The following is a 20616-nucleotide window of genomic DNA, read 5'->3' as shown; positions in this document are numbered from 1 at the left end:
ATCCATGCGTGATGAAACCGCAGAAGTCGTCATCATCGGGGGAGGGATCATCGGCATGTCCATTGCCTACTATGCCGCGAAAGCCGGCATGGACGTTCTCGTCGTGGAACAGGGGGAAATCGCCGGCGGGACCTCTTCCAAATGCGACGGCAACATCCTTGCCATCGACAAGGACCCGGGCTTCGACAGCCAGATGTCGCTGAAGTCGCAGGAATTGGTCAAGGAGTGGGTACGGGATCTCGATGAGGAGTTCGAATACCGGGCTCCCGGAAGCATTCTGGTCTGTGAGACGGAGGAAGAGATGATCGCTGCCGAATCCTGGGTCGCACGCCAGCGTGAAGCCGGCCTGCCCTTCCGCATGCTTGATCAAAAGGATCTAAGGGACGAATGGCCTTACATGGCCGAAGACCTGCCAGGCGGATTGGAATGCGCGACGGATTCAACGGTCAATCCGGTGCTGCTGACCTACTCGCTGGCGTCTACAGCCCGGCGCTATGGGGCAAGACTTCGAACCCATACGCCCGTCACCGGCATTCAGCTTGACGAGGGAAGGAAAGTACGCGCCGTTGAAACCTCGGAGGGCAGAATCCGCACGAGCATCGTCATTAATGCGGCCGGGGTATGGGCGAAGCATATCGGACGGATGGTGGGCATCGATATTCCGATCGAGCCCCGCAAGGGACATATTCTTGTCGCATCCCGGTGGGCGAACATCGGGAAACGGAAGGTGATGGAGTTCGGATATTTGATGAGCAAATTCGGCGGCACCCGTAACGTGGACCCCAAATTTGACCGATATGGCGTCGCGCTCGTCTTCGAGCCTACCGCTTCGCAAAACTTCCTGATCGGCTCCAGCCGCCAATTTGTCGGGATGGACAGCGGCGTCGATCAGAAGGTCATCAGCTTGATTGCGGAAAGAGCCATTCGTTTTTTCCCTGTGCTGGAGCAGATTCCGCTCCTGAGAACCTATGCGGGCCTGAGGCCGTGGACGGCGGATCATCTGCCGATCGTTTCCGCAATCGACGAAGTCCCCGGATTCTATGTGGCGGCGGGGCATGAAGGGGACGGGATCAGCCTGGCCGCCGTAACCGGGAAAGTGATCAGCGAAATGCTGAGCGGGGCCGAGACCTGCATTCCGGTGGACCGTCTTCGTTATGACCGATTCCGGAGCAAGCCGCACCCCCAGGAGGTGATTCGATGAGATGGTCCAAGATGGTCACCACGATCGACACGCATACCGGCGGGAATCCGACCCGGACTGTCACGTCCGGGGCTCCGGAGCTTTTCGGGAAAACGATGACCGAGAAGATGGTCTACATGTCCGAGCATTATGACGATTTCCGCCAAGCGCTGATGTTCGAACCCCGCGGGCACGAGGTCATGTCCGGCTGCATCTTGACACCGCCTTGCGATGAGAATGCCGACATTGGGGTGGTGTTTATCGAAACCGGCGGGTATTTGCCGATGTGCGGTCACGATACGATTGGGCTCTGTACGGCACTGATCGAGGCGGGATATTATCCGGCAACCAAGGACGTCATCCGGCTCGACACGCCGGCTGGCCTAGTGGAAGCCAGGCTTACGATCGAGAAGGGGAAGGTCAAACAGGTTACTTTTACGAACATTCCGTCTTTCCTCTACAAGCAGGATGTCCGGGTGCAGGTCGGCGACCTTGGGGAGGTCTCCTTGGATCTTGCTTACGGCGGCAATTTTTACGGGCTCGTCGATTCCCGATCACTGCATTTGCCGCTGGTTCCCCAGCGGGCTTCCGAGATCGTCCGCACCGCCGTTCGGATCCGGGATGCGGTAAATCACAAGCTTGAAATCGTCCATCCCGAAATTTCTGTCATTCGCGGACTGACCCATATCGAGTTCTACAGCGATCCGGTATCGCCAGTGGCCCACTGCCGGAATACGGTCGTCGTCCCTCCCGGGGGGATTGACCGCTCCCCCTGCGGAACGGGCACATCCGCCAAAGTAGCCGTGCTGCGTGCCAAGGGCGAACTGGCAATCGGAGAGGAATTCGTCCATGAGAGCATCGTGGGTTCGATGTTCCGCGCCCGTGTTCTGGAAGATACGACTGTCGGCCATCTGCCGGCCGTGATTCCGCAAATTTCCGGCTCGGCTTGGGTGATGGGATTTCACCAATTCATTCTTCAGGAACGGGATGAACTGAATACGGGGTTCTTCCTGCTTTAAACATCACAACGACGGGGGCCAGCACTATGGAAACGAAAAAATGGTATGCGGCGATCGATGTGCATTCCTGCGGACAGCCGCTGCGGATCATCACGGGCGGCCTGCGGCCATTGGCCGGATCGACGATGCGCGACAAGGCTGTATTCTTCCAGCGGCATGAGGATGACGTAAGGAAGCTGCTGATGTCGGAGCCGCGCGGCCACTATGCAATGACCGGTGCCATCGTTACAGCGCCGGTGACGCCGGAAGCGCGATTCGGTTTGCTGTTCCTGAACCAGCAAGGACTTGCATCCGTCAGCGGGCACGGAATCATCGCCGCGGTCACGGCTTGGACCGCGACGGGGCAGATTGCCCCGTCCGATGCGGCGGCGGGTATACTGATCGATTGCCCGTCGGGAACCGTCCAGGTGGTCGCTGAAGTGGAGGGAGACGAGGTTCGGTCGGTGTCGTTCCGGAATGTGCCCAGTTATGTGCACACAGAGCGACTTCCTGTGACGATCCAAGGGAGGGAAATCAGGGTGGACGTCGCTTTCAGCGGTGAATTTTATGCCGTGGTGGATATAGGCGAGTTCGGAGCGACTTCCTTGGAGCCCCATCAGCTTAGGGAATGGGCAGGTATGATCCACAGTGAAGCCGAAAGCCAGCTTGAACTTCAGCATCCGCAGCTGGATTGGATATCCGGTATTCACGGTGTGTTCTTCTATCAGCGGGATGAGCCAGATCGTCTGTCCTTCCGCAGCGCTTGTATCTTTGCCGGAGAGCAGCTTGACCGGTCGCCGGGCGGTGCTGGAGTATGCGCTCATTTGGCGGTCCTTAGCTCCCGCGGACGGCTCGAACCCGGACAGCAGGCTGTGTATCAGGGGATCAGCGGGGTTCAGGTCATAGGAAGCATCGCCAGAGACAGCCTTCTGGCTGGCAATAAAACCATCATTCCACAGCTAACGGGAACCGCCCATGTACTTGGTTTCATGAATTTCGTATTGGATCCGGACGACCCGCTGCCGGATGGGTTCGTACTGAATTAGCCTTACAAATATCAACTTGAATCATGAGAGGAGACATCTTGATATGCCAAAATTTGAAGGGGTTTATGTGGCGATCGTTACACCGTTTACAGCCACATTTGAAGTGGACTACAAGCGTCTATCTGAGCTGTGTGACTGGCTTATCTCGCAGGGCGTCCACGGCTTGGTCCCGACAGGATCGCTAGGGGAATATGCCACGTTGACGAATGAGGAGCGGGCAAAGGTCGTTCATACCGTCATTGAAGCCGCTGCTGGGCGCGTACCGGTTGTCGTCGGTTCAGCGGCGCCATCCACGAAGCAAGCTGCCGAGTGGGTCCGGCATGCCAAGGATTCGGGCGCTGCAGGCGTTATGGCCCTTCCGCCGATCCAGTACCGTCCGCTGGAACATGAAGTTATTGCCCATTATGAAGCGCTGAATGAAGTCGGGCTGCCGATGATCGCTTACAATAATCCGCATGATTATAAGGTCGATTTGACGCCGCAGCTGCTCGCCAGGCTTTCGAGACTGGAGCATCTCGTGGCGGTGAAGGAGTTTTCGGGCGATATCCGCAGGGTGCACGGCATCCTGGAGTATACCGAATTGGATGTGCTGATTGGCGTCGACGACTTAGCTATGGAAGGTCCGCTGATGGGGGCCGTGGGCTGGATTTCCGGGGTGCCGAACGCGCTGCCTAAGGAAGGCGTGGAGCTTTTTAATCTGGCTAGACAAGGGAAGGTTCAGGAAGCGACCACGCTATACCGCCGCTTGCTCCCATTGTTCCATTATGATGCGAGTCCCCAGTTAGTGCAGTCGATCAAGTACATGATGGAGCTCGCCGGATTCCCGGTAGGTCCAACAAGACCTCCGCGTCTTCCGCTTCCGGAATCTGAGTACGAAGCGATTCAAAGGGCATTTGTGCATGCGGTTAACCACCAACCTGCCGGTGAAGCGAAGAGCTCATAAGAAGAGATTGAAAAAGGAGGGTTAGCGTATGGTACACAGCCGAAATTGGATTGGCGGAGAGTGGATCACCCCCGCGTCGGATGAGCTGGCCGTGAAGAACCCGTCCAACATTCATGAGGAGATCGGGGTGCTTCATCTGTCGGATGCATCGCATATCGCTCAGGCGGAGCAGGCAGCCCGAGCCGCATATCGTTCCTGGTCCCGTTTGACCGGTGCCGCCCGAGGTGAGCATTTGTATCGCATGGCGGCTGCGCTCGAGTCCGCCTCCGCGGATGTCGCCCGCCTCGCCAGCATGGAAATGGGGAAGCCGATCACCGAAATGCAAGGCGAAGTCATCCGGGGAGTCAACCTGCTCCGGTATTACGCGGCGGAAGGCGTCCGCTCTAACGGAGTGGTCATCCCCGCAAGCGAGCCGAACGTGCTCCAGCATACGAAGAAGGTTCCTTTGGGCGTGGTAGGTGTCATTACGCCATGGAATTTCCCGGTGGCGATCCCTTTGTGGAAAATCGCACCTGCGCTCATTTGCGGCAATACGGTGGTCTGGAAGCCGGCGGAGAACGCCTCATTGACCGCCACTTTGCTGTGCGAAGTTTTTGTGGCAGCAGCTCTCCCGCCAGGCATCCTGAACCTGGTGGTCGGCAAAGGAAGCAGGATCGGCGACGCCCTTCTGGAGCAGATTTCCCTTGACGCCGTAAGCTTTACCGGCTCAACGGCGACAGGAACCCGCATCGCCCAAATTTGTGCGAAACGAAACATCAAGTATCAGACCGAAATGGGCGGGAAAAATGCAGCCGTGATCCTGAATGACGCCGACCTGGAGAAGACGGTCCCGATGATTGTGAGCGGCGCGTATCGTTCGGCCGGCCAGAAATGTACGGCAACCAGCCGAATCATCATTGAATCCGGAATTTATGACGAATTTATTGAAGCGATGAAGACGGCGATCGATGGAATCAAGCTGGCTCCATCGCTGGATCCGTCGGCTTATCTTGGACCTGTCGCTTCCGCAAGCCAGTTTGAAACGGTGATGTCCTATGTGAAGCTTGCGCGGGACCAGGCTGAAATCGTAGCCGAAGGCCGCTCTGCCGAGGCGAACGAAGAAGGGTATTATATTCCGCCGATCGCAGCAGCCGGCGTGGATCCAAGCCATCCATTGATTCAGGAAGAAATTTTCGGACCGGTTACCGCGATGTTGAAGGCTGCCGATTTTGAGGAGGCGATCGCCTTATGCAATCAATCCCTATACGGACTCAGCGCTTCATTGTTTACCCGGGATTTGTCTTACGCGCATCGTTTCCTGGATGAAGCTCAGGCCGGGATGGTCCGCGTCAACCAGGAAACGGCGGGCGTGGAATATCAATCCCCGTTCGGTGGCTTGAAGCTGTCGAGTTCACATTCGCGCGAGCAGGGGCAAGCCGCGCTCGATTTTTATACCGAGCTGAAAACCTGCGCCATCCGGTATTGGTAGGAGGCCGGCTATGAATACATCCAACCTGATCGTTTGCCGTTGTGAAGAAGTGACCATGGAACAATTGGAGGAAGCCTACCAATCGGGCTGCTGCACAGCCAGGCAGATCAAGATGAAGACGAGGGCGACAATGGGAGCCTGTCAGGGCCGGGTATGCAGACAGATGCTCGACGCCTGGGTTCATTTGAAGAACCCGCAGTTACCCCGGGATGCGGAGCAGCTGTCTTACCGTCCGCCGATCCGTCCCGTCACGTTCGGGCAGCTGGCGAAGGGAGAGGTGTAATGGACAGAATCGAAAATCATCCGATCTTGGGGCCGAGGAAAACAAAGCGGGAACCCGTAGATTTTACGTTTAACGGTGAGCAGTGGGCCGGGCTGAAAGGCGAGCCGATTGCAGCAGCGCTGCTCGCCGTGGGCATACGGACACTGCGTCGGCATGAGGAATCCGGCAGCCCCCGCGGTCTGTACTGCGCTATCGGCCACTGTATGGAGTGCCGCCTGAACGTGCAGGGCAAAGGCACGGTAAGAGCCTGCCTGACTCCTTTGGAAGCGGGGATGTGCATCTCGGAAGGGGAGCGGCTTCCCAATGAGATCACGGGGAGGAGGCTTCCATGACGCCCGCGATTCCTTTTGATCTGTTGATCGTCGGTGCCGGCCCGGCAGGATTGTCGGCGGCTGTGGAAGCTGCCAGCCGCGGTCTCTGCGCTGCCGTGGTGGACGAATTCCCCGAACCGGGAGGCCGCATGTTAGGGCAGTTTCACGAGGAGAAAGGGCATTGGTGGGTCGGAAGACAGGTGGCCGAGCAGCTGCTCGACAAGTGCTCCGCGCTAGGAGTGAAGCTTCGGTGCGGAGTATCCGTCCACAGCATCCTGCGAAGCGGCGCCGTTTGGGTCCTGAAGACCTCAGAAGGATCTATGCAGGCCAGAAACGTTCTGCTCGCTACCGGAAGTGCCGAAGTTCCCCATCCCCTGCCGGGGTGGACGCTGCCGGGTGTCATGTCGATCGGCGCCGCACAGGTGATGGCTAATGTCCATTACGTCAAACCGGGACGCCGCGGTTTGATCATAGGCGTCAATGTGCTCGCCATGGCGATCTCCCGCGAGCTGTCGGTGAGCGGCGTTTCGATCGCAGGGATTGTCCTGCCCGGGATTGGGCCGATAACCGGCAAAGAAGCATCGCCAAAAGAGAGCCTGAAGGAACTGATGGGATTGGCCCATTTGGCGCCGTCACCGCTGATGAGGATCGGAGGAAAAGCGGCAAACGCTTTGGGGATGGCGGGTTTCGTATCGAGGTTCATTCCAAGGAGCGGGATCAAGATTTGGGATATCCCTTTACGTTTGCGAACCGTTGCCGTATCCATTAACGGGCGCAGCCAGGTTCAATCGGTCACACTTGCGGATGTCAACGGAGAAGGCGCCGTTATTCCGGGAAGCCAGCGGGAGGAGCTTGTCGATTTTGTGGCGATTGCCGGAGGGTTATACCCTTTGGCCGAATTGGCGTCGGTAGCCGGCTGCCCGTTTGTGTATGCGGAAGAGCTGGGGGGCCACGTACCGGTTCACGATGAGCAAATGCGAACTCCGGTCGAAGGGCTGTACGTAGCCGGAAATATTACCGGAATCGAGAGCGCACTGGTAGCCATGGCTCAAGGACGCCTTGCGGCCGCCACGATTTGCGGTGACACTGGTCTTCTCGATCAACATCATGATCACGAAGTGCAGGAAGCCATGCAGGATGTCCGACGCGTGCGCGCCTCCGCGCTCATTCAATTCCGTCCGGGCATCCAGGAGGCCAGGGATCAATTTTACCGGAAATGGGGCAGTTTTCAGAGGGATGGGCAAGAGATAAAGGAGGAGGGATGACATGAGTTCCATTCACGACGACGAAATGATCGTCTTAAAAGACATGGAAGCCCTGTATCTGGGTAATCTCGGCACAGTCGAATTCGACATTAACCTGCCCAGGGAAGGAAAGTACGGATCGCAGATCTCCTGGCAGTCGGGAGACAGCCGGTTCATCAAGGATGACGGCAAGGTGACCCGTCCAAAATACGGTCTCGGCACACGGACCGTTCCGCTGATTGCGACGTTCCGCTATGGAGAAAGCGTAAAGGAACGAGCATATCACGTGACCATTTTGGAAGAAGAAAATAACATCAAAGTATCCCGAATTTATCCCATAACCCTGAGGGCTGAACTCGGTGCGGTGGGATATTTGCCTTCCGTCGCGGTGGTTGAAACCGAGGAGCATGAGGTCATAACCCATGCTGTGAATTGGGAAGACGGGGAAGTACGGGTGTTTCAAGAAACCGGACCTGCAGCCGCACGAGGCTTTCTCAAGGATACGGAAATTCCGGTCACTGCCGAAGTTTTGGTTCAAGCCAAAGTTGAGCAGGAAAAGATGGATCCGCTTCCCGCTGTAAAAAGCTTTTCTCCAAGCGCAGTCCGGCTTGGCGGCGACACAGCCTTTCAGGCTGCCCAAAACCGAAGCCTGGCATTTCTGAAATCCGTCAATGATGATCAGATGCTGTACAATTTCCGGGCTGCTGCCGGATTGGATACGAAGGGTGCCCCGGAAATGCTCGGCTGGGATTCGCCGGATTGTTTGCTCAGAGGACATACGACAGGGCATTACCTGTCCGCCCTGGCACTCTGCTACGCGGTAACAGGGGATGAAGACATCAATAAAAAGGCGGACTATATGATCGCCTCGTTAGAGGAATGCCAGCAGGCTTTTTCCATAAAACCCGGTTATCATGAGGGATTCCTGAGCGGTTACTCCGAGGAGCAATTTGACCGCTTGGAATCATTTACGAGATATCCGGAAATTTGGGCGCCTTATTATACGCTGCATAAAATCCTCGCCGGATTGCTTGACGTGTACCGTCATCTGGGCAGCGACACCGCACTCGGGATCGCCGACCGTCTCGGCGACTGGGTATATCGCCGTTTGGGCAGGCTGCCCAACCACGTGCTGAAAACGATGTGGAGCATGTACATCGCCGGCGAGTTCGGCGGCATGAACGATTCGCTTGCGGAGCTGTACCAATTGACGCGTAAATCAAGCCATCTGGCGGCGGCTAAATGGTTTGACAACGACCGGCTATTCGTCCCGATGCAGGAGCGCATCGATGCGCTAGGCGGGCTTCACGCCAATCAGCATATACCGCAGGTCATCGGTGCCCTGAACATTTTCCGGGCTACCGGCGAGAAAAAATATTATGAGATCGCCCATTTCTTTTGGCATGCGGTGACGAACGCCCACATCTATTCGATCGGAGGAACGGGTGAAGGCGAAATGTTTCGGCAGGCGGGCAGGATCGGGGAATACCTCAGCGATAAAACCGCTGAAACCTGCGCCTCCTATAATATGTTAAAGCTGACAAAGGAATTGTTCGGTTATGAACCTGCGGCGAAATATATGGATTATTACGAACGGACGATGTTTAATCATATCCTGGCTTCGGGCGACAGCAAACCAACGGGAGGAAGCACGTACTTCATGCCGCTAGAGCCAGGAGGCAGAAAGTCATTCGATTCGACAAGCAACACCTGCTGCCATGGCACCGGCTTGGAAAACCATTTCAAGTATCCTGAAGCGATCTATTTTTACGATGAGCAGTCGCTGTTCGTCAATCTCTTTGTGTCTTCCACCTTGAATTGGGCGGAGAAGGGGATAACCATAGCACTTTCTGCGCAGAAGCATGAACCGGGGGAGATTACACTGCGATTACAGGGTGAAGGAAGGTTTATTTTGAAAATCCGCCGACCTCACTGGAGCCCGGAAGGCGGCATCGTGGAGATCAACGGCCGCCAGGTCGATTACATGCCGGGGCCAGACGGTTATTGGTCCCTGGATCGGAATTGGAAGGACGGCGATGTAATTCAATTGAGGCTCGACTGCCGGATTCGGCTGGAATCGGCTCCTGACCGGAGAGAATGCGTATCGCTTGCTTACGGGCCGTTTATTTTGGCTGCGGTTTCGGACTCGAAAGAGTACCTGCGGCTTCCGCTTCAGGAAGGAGATCTGGACAGCCAATTCGTCAAGGAAACCGGACCGCAAGGGCTCCAATTCCGCTATATAAAGGACGACGTAACGTTTATTCCGCTGGCAGATGTCCAGAACGAGAGCTATCACGTTTACTTCTTGGCTGAAGGATCAACAAAGGATCAGCGATAAAACAAATTGTGGCAAGTCCTATATGGGAATTATTCTCTGCCTAATTCAATCCGATTAAAGTCTTAACGCCGCCGGTAATATACCGGCGGCGTTAAATTTTCTATCCTATAGGTCGTCGATGTCTGAATCCAAACGGCGAACCTGGCGGGAAGATAGCGTCCACATCGCTCCAAGTAGCAGCAGAATACCGCTTACGACGAAGATGAACCCAATCCAGGCCCCATTTTCTGAATCGATGATCCAGGTAAGCCAAGGGGACAGCTTCGTCCCAGGGAGGAGCCTTTCGAGCCATTGATCGGCCAGCGGCCCCGTAATAAGGAAGGACAAGGGTGCCGTGACGGCACATAACTGGCCATATGCGGCAAATACCCGTCCTTGAAGGGAAAGGGGCATTTTGCGCTGCAAAATGGAGTAAAACAAAGCCCCTGTCATCGCAAGTGGAAGCATAAGCAGAAATACGGCGGCTCCCAGCATGATGACCTGAGTGCTCGTTCCGAGCAGAACAAACATCAAGGAGGTGAGGATTGAGCCGGTGAAGATGAACCTGATTTTATACCGAAAATGTCCCCACCATACAGCAGCAGCTGCACCGGCCAAAGCACCGGCATTCATTGCCCCCAACAGCAAGGTCAAGGCGTCGCTGCTCCCCGTACGCTGCAGGAAAAAAGGGATAGCCAGTTCAAGCGGCCCGTTCAGAATAAAATTCCACCATCCAAAATAAAGAAGCAGATAGAGCAGCGGTTTGTTTTTCCACAAAAATCGGAAACCTTGAATGGCATCGTTCCATATGCGAACTTCCTCAAGCGGTCCCTCTTCGTGCTTTATTTCAGGCAGCGGTAGAAAAGCGACCACCCCGGTTCCTACCAGGAAGGTGAGCAGATCCGCCGCCAAGATGATGCTAATTCCATACGGTTCGTAGAGTAAACCAGTCAACGAAGGGGCGATCACCCCTGCAAGCGGAAAGAGCAGCTCTTTCATGGCATTCATGCGATCCAGCTCTTCATCCCTCACCATAAGCGGGATCATGGCTGAGGTTGCCGTGCTCTGCAGCGCCACAAACAATCCCTGCACGGCAGCAATGCCATAGACCGGCCACAGCGTGGAATGGATGTTCATAAGGCAGATCACGAGCAGCAGTGTACAGACCGCCTGGCCTGTATCTCCGGCAATAATGGCCGTTTTGCGCTTCCAACGGTCAGCAGCGATGCCGATCCAGCCGCCCAAGAACAAGAGGGGAAGCTCATTGAAAAGTGCCAGCAGCAGCAAGGGGGTCGATTGACCCGTTTCATGGAACAATTTTAGCCCGATCGCGATGGAGGTCATGCGGCTTCCCAACATGGAAAAACCCTGCAAACCGAAAAAAACGTAAGGTAAAGCTTTAGAAGGGTACATGGCTATTCTCCTTTTACGGCAGCAAAAAAAGCTCCCATGGAACTACAGATCCACGGAAGCTTGCAGCTTCGGTACTGAGGCGCACAAAAGGGCGGCTGCCTTCGACCGAAGTGCTGCTTGTTGTTCTGATGTTCTGAAGTGGGAAGCAGGAAAAAGGCGCATCGAATCAAAGCTCTGCTGATTGACAGAACGTCAAAGATTGTTGAGATTTCCTGCTTTCGTATGCAATTAAGCCTGCACTTCAGAACGACCAGTGAGGAGCATATCCTGTCGATTCCCCTTTTGTTTACCGATTGTAAGTGTACATATTCTATCACGCCGAATTTCTGTAGACAATATGACTTAAGTGTCGATGTAAATAAAATTTCGTTTGAACTCGAAGGTATCCGTTTGCCTCATTCATTGCCCGTCCGGAGAACTTTAATGACCGCAGCAAGCTCTTCGTTTTCGTATCCGGCTTGTATCGCCCTTTCGTATAATCCCATGGCGAAATTGGGGAAATCCGGATTGATCCGTGCTTCGCGCGCCTGCTTCACCCATAACTCTGCTGTTGACATGCAGGTTTTGACCGAGCTTTGGGGCTGATCATAAGTCTCCGACTGAATCACTTCTCCTTCATGCTTGATCATTTGCCCGAAAACAGGGGAGATGTCGGCTATCATAGAACCAAACGCATCGATCCGGTGGCCTTCGGATTCAAGAATGCGCGCACCGTGAAAGAATCCGAACATCGAGCCGAACATCGTGGAAAGGGCGGCCAAATCCCATGCTGAGGCAGATCCAACCGATTCGCCCAGATATATCAGGTTTCCGGCTAAAATTCTAAGAACCGGCTCACTCCGCTGGTATGCTTTTTCCGAACCTGACAGGAATATAGGCGTATCAGGCATTCCTATCTGAGGAGGTGTTGCCATAATGGCACCGTCCAGATAAACGGCACCCTGCTCATGAGCCCACGCCTCGCTGTTCCTTGCGTCTTGAGGAGTCCCCGTGCTGAGCTCCACCAATAACTTACCGTCCATTCTAGCGGCCACGTTCTCTGATCCCAAAATGCTCCGCGATATCTCATAGGTTGCCACGCATACGATAATGATTGGGCTGGCATTCACAGCAAGTGCAGCATCGGGTTCAAAAACCGCGCCTTCCTGAACGAGAGCCTCTGCCTTCTCGCTTGTCCGGTTCCAGACCGTCACTTTCTTGCCGTTACGCAGCAAAGTCCGGGCTAACGCTGAACCCATAGGACCCGCTCCAATAACCGTTATATCACTCATGTTTATTGATTCCTCCCCGTGTATTCTGCCGAAGTTTTGTGTTTTGTAACGTCCCTCGGCAATATTATTGTAAGGCAGGATCGACTTGGCGTATAATGATTGAAAATCATGCAAGCATCATTAATATTGATACCGAAATGAGGGTTGGTCGTAAATGGAGCTATCGGATCTGAAGGTGTTTCTGGCCATCGCCGAAGAACGGAACATTTCCCGGGCTGCCGAACGATTGGGCTATGTACAATCAAATGTGACGGCAAGGATTCGCAAGTTGGAAGAAGAGCTCGGTCTTCCCTTATTTTACAGACATCCTAAAGGTGTAACGTTGACCGATAAAGGAGTGACCTTCAGTGAATACGCGAAGAGCATTCTGAATTTGTCGGAAGAAGCGGTGCAAGTCGTTAAAGAAACGGAATTTCCTAGCGGACCGCTAGCAATCGGTGTGGTGGATAGCGTAACTTGTCTGGATTTCATGGATACGCTGGCTGAATTTCAACGTCATTATCCCGATGTTTCGCTGTCCATTTGGTCGGGAACGTCATCGGATCTTCTGACTAAAGTGCTGGACCATCAATTGGATGGAGCGTTCGTTATCGGCGAATTTGACTCTCCGTACCTGGTTTCTGAACAAATCCAGCGCGAAGAATTAACTTTGGTAACCCCGCCGCATATGCGCGGGTTCCCGGATTTGTCACAGACGAGATGGGCCGTATCGCCGGCAGGCTGTCCATTCAGGCGGGCATTGGAGGCATGGCTGCGAAGCGAGGGAGTTGCTTTCGATAACATCATCGAATTCAGCTCGCTGGAGACACTGATCGGGTGCGTACGCTCGGGACTTGCTGCCACGCTGCTGCCGGCTTCCGTCTTAGCAGTGGACTATTCGGCGTTTGGGGCATTCCCGATTCCGGAACAGTACAGGTATACACAGACCTGCCTGATCCGCCGCAAAGATCGTTATTCCAGCAAAGCGTTCGTTGCATTCTCCAAATTGATACTCGATTCCATGGCTGTGTAATGATGGAGTGGAAAAAATCAGACAGCGTCCTTATATAAGGTACTCACGAAGAGCCGCCAATCAGGCGGCTTTTTTGCTGCATGTATGCGTGGTTTGCATCAGGATACCGTCGGCAGATGCTGTTCCAGCAGCATCACCAATTGCTTAACCATCTCTTCTGGCGGATACGGCCTCGAATTTACGATCCACCATTCCACCAGACCCGTGATTGCAGCCGCCACGAATTGTACCGTGATCTCCCGATTCGCTCCTTGCGGAAGGCCATAAGTTTGGACCTGCTCCTCGACACCCCTGATGATAAAAGCCATCATTTGGCCTCTGAACGCGTGGGTTCCTTTTCTTGTCAACAACGTTTCGTAGATGTGCGCATGCCGTTCCAAATATTCAAACGTTTCAAGCAGCGGGCCATCGGACGCAAACAAGGTTGTGTCTTTTGCAGGCATGCAGGTCTCGTACAATTGCTTTAAGTAGCTGTCGATACACTGATCCAGCAAGTCGTATTTGTCGGCATAGTGCAAATAAATGGTCCCCCGGTTCACATTGGCCCGATCTGCAATTTCATTAATCGTAATATGCTCGATTTTTTTCTCCTCCAACAATTCGACAAAGGCTTTGAGTATCGCTTCCCGCGTTTTTGCAATCCGTCTATCCATCGTTTCTCCTTTTTTGAACACTCGATATGTGTTTGTTGATTTATCGACAAAAGCAAGAACATTACCGATTGATGCAGTGGTATCGCCTTGATATGCTAAGTCTAATCAACATTTGTTGATAAATCAATATTTGTTAAAATGCTGAAGCGGAGGAGTATTCATGAACATATTGGTGTATGGGGCAGGCGTCTTAGGCAGCTACTTGGCACACGTACTGGTGCGCGGAGGCCATGATGTGACTGTATTGGCCAGAGGCAAGCGGGCGGAGGAGATGGAGCAGAGCGGCCTCGTTATCCGCCACTATTTTCAGCGCAAAACGACGGTCGACCGGATCCGGGTTATTCGTACATTGGACGCTGAGGAAAGCTTCGATCTCATCTTTGTCGTCATGACCTATCCGGATTTTCCAACCGTGCTGCCAATACTGGCTGCGAATCAGAGCCGTCATATCGTTCTGGTAGGAAATAATGCGGATTCCAGCAAGATGCAGCATGAATTGCAGCAAATGAGCCGGACCGATAAACAGGTCGCCTTTGGTTTTCAGATTAGCGCGGGCCGGAGGGAAAACGGACGCATCGTCTGCATCCGCGCAGGCGGGCAAATGGTACTGGGCGGGATTGACGGGCCGGTTTCTTTTCGGTCATTGCTGGAAAAAGCATTCGAAAGCACCAAATACAAACTGCTGTTTCACGAGGATATGGATGCTTGGCTAAAGAGCCACATCGTTCCAATTTTGGCGATGAATGCAGCCTTGTTTGCCAAAGGCGGAAGGCTGCAAGAAATAGCCAAGGATAAAGGAACACGTACCCTGATCATTGCGGCGATCGATGAAGGCTTCAGTGTGCTTGAAGCCTTGGGATATACGATTACGCCTGCCGGTCAAGCGGCATTTTTTCGCAATCATAAACGGACGGCCAGCCTGGCGCTGAAAATTTACCACAGCCTGCCGGTAGCCCGATTGGTGGACGGATCTTTCGAGGAAATCGCCGCCTTTTTCGAAGCGTTCGGCGATTGGAAGCGTAATGCGGGCGTGCCTACTCCCCGGTTGGACGATCTCGAAAAACAGTTTTTTGGAAGTACTAAAGCCGAGAGCCGCTAGGCAACGATTCTGTTAACCAACATCCGCACCCCCATAAATTTACCAAATAGGAGAATGAGCAATCGGTAAGAAACGTGCTCCCGGGATCACTGATATAATGCATTTAAATACAACGCTTATATAGGAGGTTGTTATTGATATGGGTGAAATCATTCTTACCATGCAGGTCTCACTGGATGGCATTGTGTCGGACGAGCATCTGTGGATGACGCTGAGCAGGGAAATTCTTGAAGATTATTTGGACTATTATCAGACGATCGACACGATCATCGTCGGCAGAAACTCGTACGGCTCATTAGCCGAATACTGGCAGCAGGCGGAGAACTCATCCGATGCATTGGAGCAGGCCATTGCCAAAAAGATGAACGACATTCCTAAACTGGTGGTATCGCACTCCGATGTGGAACTAACCTGGAGAAACTCGGAATTATTGCTGGTGAAAGACGAGCACTCCCTTGCTGAAGAACTCCAAGCCCGAAAGAATGCCGTGCAGCGAATTTCAGTGGAAAGCGGCGTGAAGACGTGGCAAACCTTTATCGAGCACGGGTTTTACGACAAATTATGGCTGCTGGTTCATCCGGTCGTAGCCTCACAAGGCGAGCAATTATTCGCTCTTGCTGGACAGCGGCAGTCGCTGCAGTTGACGCAAACCAAAACCTATTCCAATGGAGTCGTTGGATTACAGTATCAGGCGGCAAATCAATCAGGACAACCTTTCTAGGAAGGTTGTCTTGTTTTATGGGCTTCGTTTACAATAAGATTTTATGAACTAAGAAATGCGAAGCCGGGAGAGATTCCATGCAAGAAACGATATTAATCGCCGAAGACGAAGCCGTTTTAAGGGAAATTGCCAAAGATTATTTTACGAATGAGGGGTATGAAGTGCTGGAGGCTGCTGATGGGGAAGAAGCCCTGCATCTATTCCAAACGAACGATCCTGCGCTAATTATTCTGGATATCATGCTGCCTGAGTTGGATGGATGGTCGGTATGCCGGCGGATCCGCAAAACGTCAAATGTTCCGATCATCATGCTGACGGCCCGGTCGGATGAAGAGGATACACTGCTCGGATTTGAGCTGGGTGCCGATGATTACGTAACCAAGCCTTACAGCCCGCCTATTTTGATGGCTAGAGCGAAACGGCTGCTCGACAGCCGTCGCCGGCTACCGGTCAACACGGTCCATCAGAGCTTGTCGCTTGGCGGCATTAGCCTGAATCTTACTTCAAGATCCGCCTCCGTTGACGGCAGAACACTTCACTTGACGTTTACGGAATATGAAATTTTAGCCCTGCTGATGAAAAATCCGGGAATGGTCATCACCAGGGAACAATTTATCGCCAAAATATGGGGGTATGAAGATGCGGGGGACGACCGGACCTTGAATACCCATATCCGCAATTTGCGCATCAAGCTTGGCGATAAGTCAAGTTTGATCACAACCATTCTTCGGATCGGCTACAAATTCGAGGATCCGGCATGAGGACGAGGATCGTCTTTAAGTTATTTTTGCTTACGGCCGCGCTGTGCATGCTGATTTTGGCTGCGGTCGTCATAGGACAGACGGTATTTTTTAAACAGTTTTACGCGAACCAGAAGGTAAATGAAACGGTTAAATCCATCCGGAATTTCACCAATGAATACGAGCAAGCACCGGGAAGTGAACAAGCCATACTGCAGCTGGAGCAGAAGTTCAACGACCAGTACCATGTATGGATCACCCCGCTCGATCGATACGGGAACGTGCATCAAGCGAACGACTTTGAGATGGAAGTCAAACTGGACTCTTCCCAAGAGCACCCGGAGCTCTCGAACAAAGAAATCAGAGTACCCCTCTACCATCTAGTCAACCAGGAGGAGATACTTGGCGGGGAAACTCCCCAATTAGCACCGGGAATGCGAATCAGCATGTACGGTGTCGTCAAGGATTCCGCACTTATTCCTTACATCATCGGAAAAACCGGAATTTTCCCTCCAGGCACGTTAGGCGCATTAACCCCGGCACAGCTGGAAGGGGTCAAAGGGCAGCCCTTTTGGGAAAACCGGCAGCTTGAGGAGCAGGTGAACCAGTATCTTCATGAGAAGTCCTCCGGCACTGCGGGAACTTCACCGGTAACCATGATCATCGGGACCGTCCAAGCCGTTCATGTACCGCAGAATAGTTACACATCTCTGTCGTATCTTGCTCCCCAATCTTTCTTTATGGAGCGGGCCCGGGCTTTTCAGGCCGATCTCCTGTTGAACCCTGGTATAGCGGACGAACCATCCCTGCAGATTACCGACGATCACCAGAATGATATTCCCTATAAGCGGGTCGTCCTGCGGGTGAAGGATTCGGTAGGCGGAGAGGGGTATCTGTTCGCTATGGTATCCCTGCAGCCTGTAGACGATGCGCTGAATATGGTCAAGGCTTATTACGGTTATGTCCTCGGTTTTGCCATTCTGCTGATTCTGTTTGCGTCCTACTATTACTCAAGGAAAATTGCCGGTCCTTTACTGCAGATCAACCGGGTTACTGAAAAAATTGCCAACCTGAATTTTTTCGAGAAGGTTCCTGTCTTGTCCAGAGACGAAATCGGCGATTTGGCCAAAAATATCAACACACTGTCTGACGCCTTGCATTCCCGTATTGAACAGCTGAAACAGGACATCGAAAAAGAAAAGAAGCTGGAAAACACACGCAAAGAATTCATCTCGAGCGTGTCCCATGAGCTAAAAAACCCGCTCAGCGTGATGAAAAGCTGCCTCTCCGCCGTGAAGGACGGCGTAGCCCGGCACAAGAACGATTACTACATGGCAGCGTTGGAGAAGGAAGTGGACCGCATGAATTTGCTGGTGGTGGATATGCTCGAGCTGGCTAAATTCGAATCCGGCACCTACCAAATGAAGGGGGAGCCGTTTTACATTGATGAAGCCATTCACGATGCGTGCGGGCTGCTGACGCTGGATATGGAGAATAAACATTTGGATTTGAAGATACAAGTCGACCAAGCGAGCGTATGGGGCAACCATCAACGGATCGAGCAGGTGCTTGCCAATTTTCTGACGAATGCCGTTCGGTATTCACCGGAAAACCAGTCGATCCATATTTCGGCCAGAGAAGAAGGAGAGGCTGTTAAAGTCAGCGTAGAGAACAAAGGTGCCAGAATCCCTGAAGACCAACTGGATAAAATCTGGGACCGCTTTTACCGGGGAGATGCTGCACGGAAGCGCTCGGATGGAGGAACGGGACTCGGGCTAGCCATTTGCAAAAATATTCTGGAGCTCCACGGCGCCCGTTATGGCGCCATGAACACGGAGGATGGCGTCCTGTTTTTCTTTTACCTACACAAGGCTTGATGAAACTTAATCATTTCCTCGCAAGAAACCGCCTTGTTCTGCATGATGCAGGACGGGCGTTTTTTTTCTATCCAGATAGGAAGAACATTCTTTAGCTCCTGTTGATTTCATCTTTACCTGATCTTGATATGGGTCTTTTATGCTGTCTTACGTACACAAATAAAAGAGCTGAAATCAAGGAGGTCATTCATTATGAAGACTAAAATGGGGTTTATTTTGCTGGCCGGGGCGATGGCTTGTTCCATATCGGCTTGCAGCCCGGGAGTAAATGGCAGCACGGTTTCGACAGATACAACAAGTTCGGTGAATGATCAGCAAGCGAGCACCGAAGCAAAAACTGCGGAGTCTGCGTTTGCCTCCAGTATGTTCATCGGGGATTCGTTTGTGGAAAAGGTCGCTAAATGGTTGGACAAAAGTCAAACCATCGCCAATGCGGGAGCAACCGCCCAATTTGCCATTGAAGACGTGGATCAAATCGCCGCAAGGCAGCCGGCGCATGTGTTCATCATGCTTGGATCCAATGACCTGCTCATGCCGGTAGACGATCCTATCGCCAATTCCATGAACCATTATGCCAAGCTGATCGAGGGGATTCGTAAAGCCGTACCGAATGTGAACATCCACGTCCTATCGGTTACGCCAGTGACGGACCAAGTATTAAAAGAAGAACCGCGCTACAAACAAATCCCGGACTACAACCGTTCGCTGAAACAGATGGCCGCCAATGAAAAAGTGGACTATATCGACTTGTCATCCATTTTCCAGACGGGTACGGATCTTCATACCGAGGATGGCGTTCACTTCAAGGATGAGTTTTATCCGCTGTTTCTTCAAAAAGCGGAAGCCCATCTGAACATACCCGAGTCATGAGTAATCCGGGACAAGCTCACTATATCCCCGGTCTGGATGGGATCAGAGCGCTGGCTGTATGTGCAGTCATTGCTTACCATCTGAATTTGGGGTGGTTTCCCGGCGGTTTTTTAGGTGTCGGCATCTTCTTCGTGCTCTCCGGATATTTGATTACGGATCTGCTCATCCGGCAGTGGGAAAGAACCGGGCGGATCGATCTGCGGGACTTTTGGGTCCGGCGCGCCCGGAGGCTGCTTCCTGCCATGTGCTCGATACTGCTCATCGTGATCGTCTGGCTCGCCTTATTTCAAACCTCGCGTTTGGTTGAATTGTGGGGCGATATTGCAGCTTCCTTGCTGTATGTAACCAATTGGTGGTTTATCGTTAACGACACAGCGTACTTCTCGCGGTTCAGTACAGCTTCGCCGCTCATGCATTTCTGGTCTTTAGCCGTTGAAGAACAGTTTTATCTGGTCTGGCCGGTTATGCTCATGCTGGGACTCCGCTTCGTTACCAACCGCAAAATATTGTTCGCGCTCATCCTTATAAGCGCTTTGGCTTCAGCCTTGGCCATGTACTTCCTCTACGTACCGGGGCTGCTGGATACGAGCAGGGTGTATTATGGAACGGACACGCGTGCGTTCTCGTTGTTGATTGGAGCCGGACTTGCTTTGTGCCGGCCCGCTGGTAATCCGGGCAAGGAGGGAAAAGGAAGAACTGGACTTCCGACAATCGCAATGGATTTTACGGGATTTGTTGGACTAGCTATTTTAATTTGGATGATCTGCGGGACAAGCCAATATGAACCCTTCTTGTACCAAGGCGGGATGGTACTGCAAAGTACAGCCACAGCAGCGGTCATCGCCGCGGCCGTTCAGCCCTCCACATGGATCGGGCGCTGCCTAAGCTGGAAGCCGCTTCGCTGGTTGGGTATTCGTTCCTATGGAATTTATCTGTGGCATTACCCGATACTCTTGCTTACATTTACAGGAGAGGAACGGTCTTTCCTTCAAACAGCCGTGCAAATAACTGCTGTTCTGGTCATCGCGGCGATATCATGGACGTACCTGGAAAAACCCATTCGCTATGGCTATAGCAACTGGAGTAGACAAAGAGGAAATACAGACAAACGATCTTCCATAGAATCCTAGAGCGTAAAGTCAAAAAACAACAACCCTGCTATAACGCATT

Annotated in this window: 19 protein-coding genes; 16 read left to right on the top strand and 3 right to left on the bottom strand. The window is 53.0% G+C overall.

Going from position 1 to position 20616, the window contains the following annotated elements; translation table 11 throughout:
- Positions 1-4: 4 nt before the first annotated feature.
- From C7820_RS07890 to C7820_RS07850, 9 genes are read left to right on the top strand one after another with little or no spacing between them, the layout of a single operon-like run.
- Positions 5-1201, top strand: a complete 1197-nt coding sequence (locus C7820_RS07890) for an NAD(P)/FAD-dependent oxidoreductase (RefSeq protein WP_116231676.1) — start codon at positions 5-7, stop codon at positions 1199-1201.
- The gene (locus C7820_RS07885) at positions 1198-2199 is read left to right on the top strand and encodes a proline racemase family protein (RefSeq protein WP_116230474.1); all 1002 of its coding nucleotides are present in this window, start codon (positions 1198-1200) and stop codon (positions 2197-2199) included. The genes C7820_RS07890 and C7820_RS07885 overlap by 4 nt, the downstream gene beginning before the upstream one ends.
- 26 nt (positions 2200-2225) lie before the next feature.
- Positions 2226-3224 carry a proline racemase family protein gene (locus C7820_RS07880; protein ID WP_116230473.1) on the top strand — a complete coding sequence of 333 codons (999 nt, stop codon included), beginning with the start codon at positions 2226-2228 and terminating at the stop codon, positions 3222-3224.
- Positions 3225-3267: 43 nt separating this feature from the next.
- Positions 3268-4167, top strand: coding sequence for a dihydrodipicolinate synthase family protein (locus tag C7820_RS07875; protein WP_116230472.1), 900 nt, complete (start codon positions 3268-3270; stop codon positions 4165-4167).
- Positions 4168-4195: 28 nt separating this feature from the next.
- Complete coding sequence (locus tag C7820_RS07870) at positions 4196-5635, top strand: aldehyde dehydrogenase family protein (RefSeq protein ID WP_116230471.1); 1440 nt, start codon at positions 4196-4198, stop codon at positions 5633-5635.
- 10 nt (positions 5636-5645) lie between these two features.
- Positions 5646-5918, top strand: coding sequence for a (2Fe-2S)-binding protein (locus tag C7820_RS07865; protein ID WP_116230470.1), 273 nt, complete (start codon positions 5646-5648; stop codon positions 5916-5918).
- The gene (locus C7820_RS07860; protein WP_116230469.1) at positions 5918-6250 is read left to right on the top strand and encodes a (2Fe-2S)-binding protein; all 333 of its coding nucleotides are present in this window, start codon (positions 5918-5920) and stop codon (positions 6248-6250) included. Before C7820_RS07865 ends, C7820_RS07860 begins: the two co-directional genes overlap by 1 nt.
- Positions 6247-7494, top strand: a complete 1248-nt coding sequence (locus C7820_RS07855) for an NAD(P)/FAD-dependent oxidoreductase (RefSeq protein ID WP_116230468.1) — start codon at positions 6247-6249, stop codon at positions 7492-7494. Before C7820_RS07860 ends, C7820_RS07855 begins: the two co-directional genes overlap by 4 nt.
- A 1-nt stretch (position 7495) precedes the next feature.
- On the top strand, positions 7496-9811 hold the full coding sequence (locus tag C7820_RS07850) for a beta-L-arabinofuranosidase domain-containing protein (protein ID WP_116230467.1): 2316 nt from the start codon (positions 7496-7498) through the stop codon (positions 9809-9811).
- Between the two features lie 105 nt (positions 9812-9916).
- On the opposite strand, the gene C7820_RS07845 is transcribed toward C7820_RS07850, so the two are convergent.
- Positions 9917-11203, bottom strand: a complete 1287-nt coding sequence (locus tag C7820_RS07845; protein ID WP_116230466.1) for an MFS transporter — start codon at positions 11201-11203, stop codon at positions 9917-9919.
- 395 nt (positions 11204-11598) lie between these two features.
- Positions 11599-12498 (bottom strand): NAD(P)-dependent oxidoreductase, encoded by a 900-nt coding sequence (locus tag C7820_RS07840; RefSeq protein ID WP_483874465.1) that lies wholly within the window; start codon positions 12496-12498, stop codon positions 11599-11601.
- A 130-nt stretch (positions 12499-12628) separates the two neighbouring features.
- Between C7820_RS07840 and C7820_RS07835 the strand changes: the two genes are divergently transcribed.
- Positions 12629-13486 carry a LysR family transcriptional regulator gene (locus tag C7820_RS07835; protein WP_116230465.1) on the top strand — a complete coding sequence of 286 codons (858 nt, stop codon included), beginning with the start codon at positions 12629-12631 and terminating at the stop codon, positions 13484-13486.
- A 98-nt stretch (positions 13487-13584) separates the two neighbouring features.
- Here the strand turns inward: C7820_RS07835 and C7820_RS07830 are convergent, their stop codons facing one another.
- Complete coding sequence (locus C7820_RS07830) at positions 13585-14139, bottom strand: TetR/AcrR family transcriptional regulator (RefSeq protein ID WP_116230464.1); 555 nt, start codon at positions 14137-14139, stop codon at positions 13585-13587.
- Between the two features lie 160 nt (positions 14140-14299).
- Between C7820_RS07830 and C7820_RS07825 the strand changes: the two genes are divergently transcribed.
- The 6 genes from C7820_RS07825 to C7820_RS07800 all read left to right on the top strand — a co-directional run bounded on the left by C7820_RS07825 (position 14300) and on the right by C7820_RS07800 (position 20576).
- On the top strand, positions 14300-15238 hold the full coding sequence (locus C7820_RS07825) for a ketopantoate reductase family protein (protein ID WP_116230463.1): 939 nt from the start codon (positions 14300-14302) through the stop codon (positions 15236-15238).
- A 139-nt stretch (positions 15239-15377) separates the two neighbouring features.
- Positions 15378-15959 carry a dihydrofolate reductase family protein gene (locus C7820_RS07820; protein WP_116230462.1) on the top strand — a complete coding sequence of 194 codons (582 nt, stop codon included), beginning with the start codon at positions 15378-15380 and terminating at the stop codon, positions 15957-15959.
- 77 nt (positions 15960-16036) lie between these two features.
- Complete coding sequence (locus C7820_RS07815; RefSeq protein ID WP_116230461.1) at positions 16037-16720, top strand: response regulator transcription factor; 684 nt, start codon at positions 16037-16039, stop codon at positions 16718-16720.
- A complete protein-coding gene (locus C7820_RS07810; RefSeq protein ID WP_116230460.1) occupies positions 16717-18576 on the top strand; it encodes a sensor histidine kinase in 1860 nt (619 codons plus the stop codon). The genes C7820_RS07815 and C7820_RS07810 overlap by 4 nt, the downstream gene beginning before the upstream one ends.
- A gap of 192 nt (positions 18577-18768) precedes the next feature.
- Positions 18769-19446: a GDSL-type esterase/lipase family protein gene (locus tag C7820_RS07805; RefSeq protein ID WP_116230459.1), complete on the top strand. Its 678-nt coding sequence runs from the start codon at positions 18769-18771 to the stop codon at positions 19444-19446.
- Positions 19443-20576: an acyltransferase family protein gene (locus tag C7820_RS07800; RefSeq protein ID WP_116230458.1), complete on the top strand. Its 1134-nt coding sequence runs from the start codon at positions 19443-19445 to the stop codon at positions 20574-20576. Before C7820_RS07805 ends, C7820_RS07800 begins: the two co-directional genes overlap by 4 nt.
- Positions 20577-20616 lie beyond the last annotated feature (40 nt).

Source organism: Paenibacillus sp. VMFN-D1 (assembly GCF_003386155.1).
GTDB lineage: Bacteria > Bacillota > Bacilli > Paenibacillales > Paenibacillaceae > Paenibacillus_AQ > Paenibacillus_AQ favisporus.
The sequence above is the reverse complement of the archived record's forward strand: the minus strand, read 5'-3'. Positions and strand labels throughout refer to the sequence as shown.

Bases quoted from the DNA above. Each gene is read 5' to 3' on its own strand.
- C7820_RS07800 (WP_116230458.1), top strand. From the start codon at position 19,443: ATGAGTAATCCGGGACAAGCTCACTATATCCCCGGTCTGGATGGGATC.
- C7820_RS07835 (WP_116230465.1), top strand. From the start codon at position 12,629: ATGGAGCTATCGGATCTGAAGGTGTTTCTGGCCATCGCCGAAGAACGG.
- C7820_RS07815 (WP_116230461.1), top strand. From the start codon at position 16,037: ATGCAAGAAACGATATTAATCGCCGAAGACGAAGCCGTTTTAAGGGAA.
- C7820_RS07875 (WP_116230472.1), top strand. From the start codon at position 3,268: ATGCCAAAATTTGAAGGGGTTTATGTGGCGATCGTTACACCGTTTACA.
- C7820_RS07845 (WP_116230466.1), bottom strand. From the start codon at position 11,203: ATGTACCCTTCTAAAGCTTTACCTTACGTTTTTTTCGGTTTGCAGGGT.
- C7820_RS07870 (WP_116230471.1), top strand. From the start codon at position 4,196: ATGGTACACAGCCGAAATTGGATTGGCGGAGAGTGGATCACCCCCGCG.
- C7820_RS07850 (WP_116230467.1), top strand. From the start codon at position 7,496: ATGAGTTCCATTCACGACGACGAAATGATCGTCTTAAAAGACATGGAA.
- C7820_RS07865 (WP_116230470.1), top strand. From the start codon at position 5,646: ATGAATACATCCAACCTGATCGTTTGCCGTTGTGAAGAAGTGACCATG.
- C7820_RS07890 (WP_116231676.1), top strand. From the start codon at position 5: ATGCGTGATGAAACCGCAGAAGTCGTCATCATCGGGGGAGGGATCATC.
- C7820_RS07810 (WP_116230460.1), top strand. From the start codon at position 16,717: ATGAGGACGAGGATCGTCTTTAAGTTATTTTTGCTTACGGCCGCGCTG.
- C7820_RS07825 (WP_116230463.1), top strand. From the start codon at position 14,300: ATGAACATATTGGTGTATGGGGCAGGCGTCTTAGGCAGCTACTTGGCA.
- C7820_RS07855 (WP_116230468.1), top strand. From the start codon at position 6,247: ATGACGCCCGCGATTCCTTTTGATCTGTTGATCGTCGGTGCCGGCCCG.
- C7820_RS07805 (WP_116230459.1), top strand. From the start codon at position 18,769: ATGAAGACTAAAATGGGGTTTATTTTGCTGGCCGGGGCGATGGCTTGT.
- C7820_RS07885 (WP_116230474.1), top strand. From the start codon at position 1,198: ATGAGATGGTCCAAGATGGTCACCACGATCGACACGCATACCGGCGGG.
- C7820_RS07860 (WP_116230469.1), top strand. From the start codon at position 5,918: ATGGACAGAATCGAAAATCATCCGATCTTGGGGCCGAGGAAAACAAAG.
- C7820_RS07880 (WP_116230473.1), top strand. From the start codon at position 2,226: ATGGAAACGAAAAAATGGTATGCGGCGATCGATGTGCATTCCTGCGGA.
- C7820_RS07820 (WP_116230462.1), top strand. From the start codon at position 15,378: ATGGGTGAAATCATTCTTACCATGCAGGTCTCACTGGATGGCATTGTG.
- C7820_RS07830 (WP_116230464.1), bottom strand. From the start codon at position 14,139: ATGGATAGACGGATTGCAAAAACGCGGGAAGCGATACTCAAAGCCTTT.